Raw genomic sequence first — 8,581 nt, forward strand, 5'->3', positions numbered from 1 at the left:
CTAAAGGAGATCAGGAATGCCTTCCCTGGACAGTCTCAACTGCCGGCGCAGCCTCGACGTGGCCGGCACGACTTATCATTACTTCAGCCTGCCGGAAGCGTCCAAGCAGCTCGGCGACATCAGCCGCCTGCCCGCTTCGCTCAAGGTCCTGCTGGAAAATCTGTTGCGCTGGGAAGACGGCGTGACGGTACGCGCAGACGACTTTACCTCCCTGGCCGTCTGGCAGAAAACGCGCAGCTCCGAGCGCGAGATCCAATACCGCCCGGCGCGCGTGCTGATGCAAGACTTCACCGGTGTGCCGGCGGTGGTCGATCTGGCCGCGATGCGCGACGCCGTGGCCAACGCCGGTGCCGATCCGCAGAAGATCAATCCATTGTCTCCGGTCGACCTGGTGATCGACCACTCGGTGATGGTCGACCGCTTCGGCACTGACCAGGCGTTCGAAGAGAACGTCGCCATCGAGATGCAACGCAACGGTGAGCGCTACGAATTCCTGCGCTGGGGGCAGCAGGCGTTCGATAACTTCCGCGTCGTACCGCCAGGCACCGGCATCTGCCATCAGGTCAACCTGGAATATCTCGGCCAGGTGGTCTGGACCAAGGACGAGGACGGCGCCACCTATGCCTACCCCGACACCCTGGTGGGTACCGACTCCCATACCACCATGATCAACGGCCTGGGCGTGCTCGGCTGGGGCGTCGGCGGGATCGAGGCCGAGGCAGCCATGCTCGGCCAACCGGTGTCGATGCTGATTCCTGAAGTCGTGGGTTTTCGCCTGACCGGCAAGCTGCGCGAAGGGGTCACCGCCACTGACTTGGTGCTGACGGTCACCCAGATGCTGCGCAAACAAGGTGTGGTCGGCAAGTTCGTCGAATTCTATGGGCCGGGACTCGATCATTTGCCCCTGGCCGACCGCGCGACCATCGGCAACATGGCTCCGGAGTACGGTGCCACGTGCGGCTTCTTCCCGGTCGATCAGATCACCATCGACTACCTGCGCCTGACCGGCCGCGACGAGCAGCGTATCCAGCTGGTCGAGGCCTACAGCAAGGCCCAGGGCATGTGGCGTGACAGCAACACGCCCGACCCGGTCTTCACCGCGACGCTGGAGCTTGATCTGAGCGAAGTGCAGCCCTCGCTCGCCGGACCCAAGCGCCCGCAGGACCGCGTCTCGCTGGGCGACATCGGCTCGGCGTTCGATCTGTTGCTGGAAACCAGCGGCCGCATGCATCAGGCCGAAACCGGCGTACCGGTCGCAGGCGAAGACTACGAACTCAAGCATGGCGCGGTGGTGATCGCCTCGATCACCTCCTGCACCAACACCTCCAACCCCAACGTGCTGATGGCCGCCGGCCTGCTCGCCAAAAAGGCGGTCGAGCGCGGCCTGATGCGCAAGCCGTGGGTCAAATCCTCCCTGGCACCTGGCTCCAAGGTGGTGACGGATTACCTGAAAAAGGCCGATCTGACCCGCTATCTCGATCAGCTCGGCTTCAACCTGATCGGCTACGGTTGCGCCACCTGCATCGGCAACTCGGGCCCGCTGCCTGAGCCCATCGGGCAGGCGGTAACCGAAAACGATCTGATCGTGTCCTCGGTACTGTCGGGCAACCGAAACTTCGAAGGCCGCGTCCACCCGATGGTCAAGGCCAACTGGCTGGCCTCACCACCGCTGGTGGTGGCCTTCGCGCTCGCTGGCACCACCCGAATCAACATGGACAACGAGCCACTGGGTTACGACACGCAGGGCCAGCCGGTCTATTTGCGCGAAATCTGGCCCAGCAGCGAGGAAGTCAACCAGGCGGTCAGCCAGATCGATGGCGAGATGTTCCGCGACCGCTACGCCGATGTGTTCAGCGGCGAACCGAGCTGGCAGCAGATTCCGGTCTCGGCCGGCAAGACCTACGTCTGGAACGAGCAATCGAGCTACGTGCAGAATCCGCCGTTCTTCGAAGGCATCGCCGAGCCGCCCAAGCCACCGTCAAACATTGAAGGCGCGAGAATCCTCGCCTTGTTCGGCGACTCGATCACCACCGACCACATCTCGCCGGCCGGCAATATCAAGGCAAGCTCCCCGGCGGGCCTCTACCTGCAGGAACTCGGGGTCCGGCCGGAAGACTTCAACTCCTACGGCTCACGCCGTGGTAACCATGAAGTGATGATGCGCGGCACCTTCGCCAACATCCGCATCAAGAACGAAATGCTGGGCGGCGAGGAAGGCGGCAACACGCTGTATCAGCCCGGCGGAGAGAAGCTGTCGATCTACGACGCCGCCATGCGGTATCAGGCCGAAGGCGTACCGCTGGTAGTGGTGGCGGGCAAGGAATACGGCACCGGCTCGAGCCGCGACTGGGCGGCCAAGGGCACCACCCTGCTGGGCGTGAAAGCGGTGATCGCGGAAAGCTTCGAGCGGATTCATCGCTCCAACCTGATCGGCATGGGCGTGCTGGCGCTGCAGTTCATCGGCGACCAGAACCGCCAGACGCTCGGGCTCGTCGGTAATGAGAAGCTCTCGATTCGCGGCCTCTCGGAAGACATCAAGCCCCGCCAGATCTACACAGTGGAGGTGGAGCGCGCCGACGGTAGCCGTGACACCTTCCAGGTGCTGTGCCGCATCGACACGCTCAACGAGGTCCAGTACTTCAAGGCGGGCGGCATCCTGCACTTCGTGCTGCGCCAGTTGATCGGTAGCTGAGGCTCGACCGTACAGCGCTGGCCGGTCGGCCGGCGTTGTGCACAACACAGGATGTTGGCGCCCTCGCCCTTCCCTGGGCGCGATGAATGCCGGCACAGGTATCTGTGCCGGCATGTTTTTGCGCGGAGTTATTTGACGACGGCAGCCAGCCGGGTCGGCTCGGCCTTTTCCGCCGTACGGCCATAAACGTCTTCGAGCCGCTCGATGTCGTCCTCGCCGAGATAGCTTCCCGACTGCACCTCGATGATCTCGAGGGGGATCTTGCCCGGATTGCTCAGCCGATGCACCGAAGCCACCGGGATGTAGGTCGACTGGTTTTCGGTCAGCAGGAACACCTTCTCATCGCAGGTCACCTGGGCGATGCCGGAAACCACGATCCAGTGCTCGGCCCGGTGGTGGTGCATCTGCAAGGAGAGGCTGGCGCCCGGCTTCACGGTGATGCGCTTGACCTGGTGGCGCAGGCCGTTGTCCACCGAGTCATAGGCGCCCCAGGGGCGGTAGACCTGGCTGTGGGCCTGGGTTTCGGGGCGCTGGTCCTGATCGAGGCGTTGCACCAGGTGCTTGACGTCCTGCATGCGGTCCTTGTGGGCGACCATGACCGCGTCCTTGGTTTCGACCACCACCAGATCCTCGACGCCCAGCAGGGTGACCAGCTTGGAATTGGCGTGCACCAGGCAGTTCTGGGCGTCATCGACGACCACGTCGCCCTGCAGCACATTGCCCTCCTCGTTCTTGGGCTGGACGTCCCAAAGCGAGGACCAGCTCCCCACGTCGTTCCAGCCGGCTTCCAGCGGCATCAGGCTGGCCTGGGAGGTTCGCTCCATCACCGCGTAATCGATGGAATTGTCCGGGCAGCAGGCGAACGCGGCAGGCGCGATGGTCAGCGTATTGCCGGCATGCTCACTGCTCTCGAACGCCAGGACACAGGTTTCGTAGATGTCCGGCTCGAAGCTGCGCAGCTCCTCGAGATAGCGGCTGGCGAGGAACAGGAACATGCCGCTGTTCCAGTAGTAGTCGCCGCTATCGACGAAGGCCTGGGCCACCTCCAGCGCGGGTTTCTCGATGAAACGACTGACCCGCTGCATGCTGGTGCCAAGCCGGGCATCGGGTGTGCACTGGATATAACCGAAACCGGTCTCCGGCTGCTGCGCCGGCACGCCGAACAGGACCATCTCGCCGGCCTCGGCAGACGCGGCGGCATTCTGGACGGCCTGCAGCAGACCGGCTTCGTCATTGATGACGTGATCGGCCGGTGATACCAGCAGGAGCTCATCGCGACCTTCGGCCAGCAATTTGAGCGCGACCATCGCAACGGCCGGCGCGGTATTGCGGCCGAACGGCTCGAGCACCAGCCCCTGGGCTTCGGCGCCGATCGCGTTCAGTTGCTCGTTGATCATGAAACGGTGTTCTTGGTTACAGACCACGATGGGGGTCTGCAGGCCCTGCGCGGTGAGGCGCATGACGGTTTGCTGGAACAGACTGTGGTTACCCACCAGCTTGAGGAATTGCTTCGGATGCTGTTTGCGTGAGAGTGGCCAAAGGCGCGAGCCACTTCCGCCGGACAAAATCACTGGAATCATCTTCGTCTCTCCTCGAGCTTGATCGAATAGGTTCAGGCCCCGGACGACAGGGTCGGTAGCCCTCCGTTAGCTCTGTGGTACAGAGCCAAGTGCTTGCGATCGCACCGTCCTGGTTGGCCGTCTGATGGCGTCCGGCATCGCTGCCCGGCGCCCGCTATCCTGATGATTCACGCCCTGCTGCCACTGTCACAGCGGTAGTCCGCGCTTACGTCTATATCGAAATCGGTACCGGCTTGCTTACCCGAACTGGACTCCAGAATTGGCAGCAACCTCGCCAGAACACGTCCAGAGTCATCACTGCTGCGCAACAGCAGCCGGTGCCTTGCCGCCTTGCCGCGCAGTACCTCGCCAACCTCCCTGCACACCGCCTCCATTGCTCCTGCACGCTGACCGTCCTGGTCGTCCACCGCCACCTCGCAGATAAAGGTCAGTTCCGTTGCCAACACGGCCGCCTGCACGTCCGTCGTGCCGCTGAGCAAACCAGCCTCCCTGCCGTGCTCGAGCAGTGCCTCGAGGCCCGCTTCCATCCCTGTTCCCTGGCCCCGGTTGAGCATCTCCGCTCGGTCCTGCCTGTGGTCGACTCCCACGACCCAATGCCCCCTGGCTGACAGGCAGCCCGCGTAAACCGCGGCGCGGTAATCCAGTCCCATGATGCTGATACGCATGAGGCCCTCCGTGGTACGTATCCATCGAATCCCGGCCTCGCCGGATCGGCCTTCCGGGCCTGCACCAAACCCGGTGCGCACTATGGGTGGAGCAAGGAAAATGCCAGTTATTTGGCTTTTCCCGATCCGCCCAAGGTTTTCAGGCATTTGCGACGTTTTACTGTCGCAGAAAGCCTTTTGTGACGCCGTTCAACAAGCACCAAGTTAAAGCGCGGGCGTTTCACTTCGATGAAAAAGGGTGCAATGAGGACGTCTGATTCATAAACAATTGAAATAACTGGCTTTGTTCTTATCGCTTCAATAAAGCCTTCGTTAATCAGGAGAAAGAAATCAGATCTAAAGAAACCGGCCAATAAGTCGAAGACATGACAGCAGCCGGTGAGACGCCTGCCTATGTGCCCTGCACAATTCCTTCCTGCCAGGCGTGACTACAAATGCGAAATAACCAGCCCGTGTCCCAGCGCGAATATGCCTTCCCGGAACAGCAACGGCTGATCTCCACGACCGACCTCAAAGGCAAGATCACCTACTGCAACGATATTTTCGTCGAGGTGAGCGGCTTCGCCCGGGAAGAGCTGATCGGGTCGCCGCACAACCTCGTGCGCCATCCCGATGTTCCGCCAGCGGTGTTCCAGCACATGTGGACCTGCCTGAAAGACGGCAAGCCCTGGATGGGAATCGTCAAGAACCGTCGCAAGAATGGCGATCATTACTGGGTCAGCGCCTACGTCACTCCCATGCTGGACAACAACCGCCAGGTCGTCGGCTACGAGTCGGTCCGCACCAAACCCAGCGCGGCGCAGATTAGCCGTGCCCAGGCGCTCTACGCACGCATCAACGCTGGCAAAGGCGCGGTTCCGACCAGCGATCTCTGGTTGCCGGTGGTAGCCAAGTGGCTGCCCTTCATCCTGATCAGCCAGATCGGCTTTCTGATCGGCACCTGGCAGGACCACTACTGGGGCTTTCTGCTTGCCGCCCTGCTGTCCATCCCGCTCGGTCTTGCCGGCCTGCATTGGCAGCAGGCGGGCATCAATCGCCTGCTGCGCCTGACCAAAGCGGCGAACACCGACCCACTGATCGCCAAGATGTTCACCACGAGCCGCGGCGTCGAGGCGCGACTGGAAATGGCCATCATCAGCCAGGAAGCTCATCTCAAGACCTGCCTGACACGGCTGCAGGACAGCGCCGAGCAGCTCCAGAACCAGGCCCAGCAGGCCGAAGGGCTCGCTCAGAACTGTTCGTCCGGACTGTCGCGCCAGCGCCAGGAGACCGAACAGATGGCCGCGGCGATCACTCAGATGGCCGCCACCACCCAGGAAGTCGCCGGCAATGTGGCACAGACCGCCGAGGCGACTCAGCAGGCCAGCCGCCTGACGGCCCAGGGCCAGAACATTTCCGGCGAAACCCGCAAGGCGATCGAACGCCTGTCCGATTCGGTCAGCGAAACCCGCGACGCGGTGACCAAGCTGGCCCGCGACAGCGACCAGATCGGCAGCGTGGTAGACGTGATCCGAGGCATTGCCGAGCAGACCAACCTGCTGGCGCTGAATGCGGCCATCGAAGCGGCGCGTGCCGGCGATAGCGGCCGTGGCTTCGCGGTGGTCGCCGACGAGGTGCGCCAGCTGGCCAAGCGGACCGCCGATGCGACCGGGCAAATCCACGAGCTGATCGCCACCCTTCAGCACCAGGCGAAGACCGCGGTCGGCACCACCGAATCAGGACGCGCCCACGCAGATCATGGCGTCGAGCAGGTGCGCCTGGCCGACCAGGCGCTGTCGGGCATCAGCCAGGCGATGGACAACATCGCCAACATGGCCAGCCAGATCGCCGCGGCCGCCGAAGAGCAGAGCGCAGTGGCCGACGAGATCAGCCAGAACGTCACCACCATCGCCCAACTCGCTGACCAGACCTCGGGGGAGGCCCAGAACACCGCGCTGCTGAGCAAGGACCTGTCGCACACCGCCGACCTGCAGTTCTCCCTGGTCGAGCGTTTCAATCGCTGACGACGCGCTACGGCTCAGACCTCGGTCAGAAACCGCACCACCGCCTCGGCGGCGGCGTCCAGATGCTGGTCGTGGGTCAGGCCCGAGCTTTTCAACGGCTTGAGGTCGTGGTCCGCGGCCGCTAGCCAGTGCAGCTGAACGCTGTCGGCCAGCCGATAGCCCTCGACCTGCTGACGATTGCCCAGCGCGTCGCGTTCCCCCTGCACGATCAGCGCGCGCGTCTTCAGCGTTTCCAGATGCGCCACGCGGGGCTTTTCCGGCTTGCCGGCCGGATGGAACGGATAGCCCAGGCAGATGAGCGCTGCCTGCTCCAGCTCATCGGCCAGCAGGCTGGCCATCCGCCCGCCCATCGACTTGCCGCCGATCGCCAACGGCCCTGCGGCTTGCTGTCGCACTAACCCATAAATGCTGCGCCATTGCTCGAGCAGCTGTGCCTGCGGGTTGGGAGGACGTCGTTTGCCGTCCTCGCGCCGGGCCGCCATGTAGGCGAATTCGAAGCGAAACACCGCTATCCCGCGTACTGCCAGCCGCTCGGCGATGGCATTCATGAACGGGCTGTCCATTGGCGCGCCCGCGCCGTGTGCCAGCAGCAGCGCCGCCCTTGCCTCGCCCGCGGGACGATTCCACAGCCCCTCCGCCACCCGCTCCACCTGCCTGCATTGACGCTGATCAATACCGCTCACCGGCCCTTTCTCCATGCTTCGCTCGCGCTATGTAAAAGAAACAATCTGCTCACTACCGTGGATGGAAGCCCATACATGAACACTGCAACCAGTACCGCCTACGACTATCGGGTGGTCCGCCAATTCGCCATCATGACGGTGGTGTGGGGAATCGTCGGGATGGGGCTCGGCGTTTTCATCGCCGCACAGCTCGTGTGGCCAGACCTCAACCTCGACTTGCCTTGGACCAGCTTCGGCCGCCTGCGCCCGTTGCACACCAATGCGGTCATCTTCGCCTTCGGCGGTTGTGCGCTGTTCGCCACCTCCTACTATGCCGTCCAGCGTACCTCCCAGACGCGCCTCTTTGCACCGGGCCTTGCGACCTTCACTTTCTGGGGTTGGCAAGCGGTGATCGTGCTGGCTGCCATCAGCCTGCCGATGGGCTGGACCAGCTCCAAGGAATACGCCGAGCTGGAATGGCCGATCGATATCCTGATCACCATCGTCTGGGTCAGCTATGCGGTGGTGTTCTTCGGCACCCTGGCAACCCGCAAGGTCAAGCACATCTATGTCGGCAACTGGTTCTTCGGCGCCTTCATCCTGACGGTCGCGCTGTTGCATGTGGTCAACAACCTGGAAATCCCGGTGACGCTGACCAAGTCGTACTCGCTCTATTCGGGCGCGACCGATGCCATGGTGCAGTGGTGGTACGGTCATAACGCGGTGGGCTTCTTCCTGACCGCGGGCTTCCTCGGGATGATGTACTACTTCGTGCCAAAGCAGGCCGAACGTCCGGTCTACTCCTATCGCCTGTCGATCGTGCACTTCTGGGCCTTGATCGCCGTCTATATTTGGGCCGGCCCGCACCACCTGCACTACACCGCTCTGCCCGACTGGGCGCAGAGCTTGGGCATGGTGATGTCGATCATCCTCCTGGCTCCGAGCTGGGGCGGCATGATCAACGGCATGATGACCCTCT

Annotated in this window: 6 protein-coding genes; 3 read left to right on the plus strand and 3 right to left on the minus strand. The window is 63.0% G+C overall.

The features are described 5' to 3' along the window. Positions 1–16 precede the first annotated feature (16 nt). Complete coding sequence (gene acnA / locus G7026_RS17935; protein ID WP_181072275.1) at positions 17–2,692, plus strand: aconitate hydratase AcnA; 2,676 nt, start codon at positions 17–19, stop codon at positions 2,690–2,692. A gap of 128 nt (positions 2,693–2,820) precedes the next feature. On the opposite strand, the gene G7026_RS17940 is transcribed toward acnA, so the two are convergent. Together G7026_RS17940 and G7026_RS17945 are read right to left on the minus strand one after the other, a co-directional pair. Then, a complete protein-coding gene (locus G7026_RS17940; RefSeq protein WP_181072276.1) occupies positions 2,821–4,272 on the minus strand; it encodes a mannose-1-phosphate guanylyltransferase/mannose-6-phosphate isomerase in 1,452 nt (483 codons plus the stop codon). 167 nt (positions 4,273–4,439) lie between these two features. After that, complete coding sequence (locus G7026_RS17945) at positions 4,440–4,937, minus strand: hypothetical protein (RefSeq protein WP_181072277.1); 498 nt, start codon at positions 4,935–4,937, stop codon at positions 4,440–4,442. Between the two features lie 434 nt (positions 4,938–5,371). On the opposite strand from G7026_RS17945, the gene G7026_RS17950 reads away from it, so the two are divergent. Continuing rightward, a complete protein-coding gene (locus G7026_RS17950; RefSeq protein ID WP_181072278.1) occupies positions 5,372–6,940 on the plus strand; it encodes a methyl-accepting chemotaxis protein in 1,569 nt (522 codons plus the stop codon). Between the two features lie 14 nt (positions 6,941–6,954). Here the strand turns inward: G7026_RS17950 and G7026_RS17955 are convergent, their stop codons facing one another. Continuing rightward, positions 6,955–7,638, minus strand: coding sequence for an alpha/beta family hydrolase (locus G7026_RS17955; protein WP_181072279.1), 684 nt, complete (start codon positions 7,636–7,638; stop codon positions 6,955–6,957). Positions 7,639–7,698: 60 nt separating this feature from the next. On the opposite strand from G7026_RS17955, the gene G7026_RS17960 reads away from it, so the two are divergent. Beyond that, the coding region (locus G7026_RS17960) for a cbb3-type cytochrome c oxidase subunit I (protein WP_181072280.1) at positions 7,699–8,581 on the plus strand (883 nt) is incomplete at its 3' end.

This window comes from Stutzerimonas azotifigens (assembly GCF_013522725.1).
In the GTDB taxonomy this organism is placed as follows: Bacteria; Pseudomonadota; Gammaproteobacteria; order Pseudomonadales; family Pseudomonadaceae; genus Stutzerimonas; species Stutzerimonas azotifigens_A.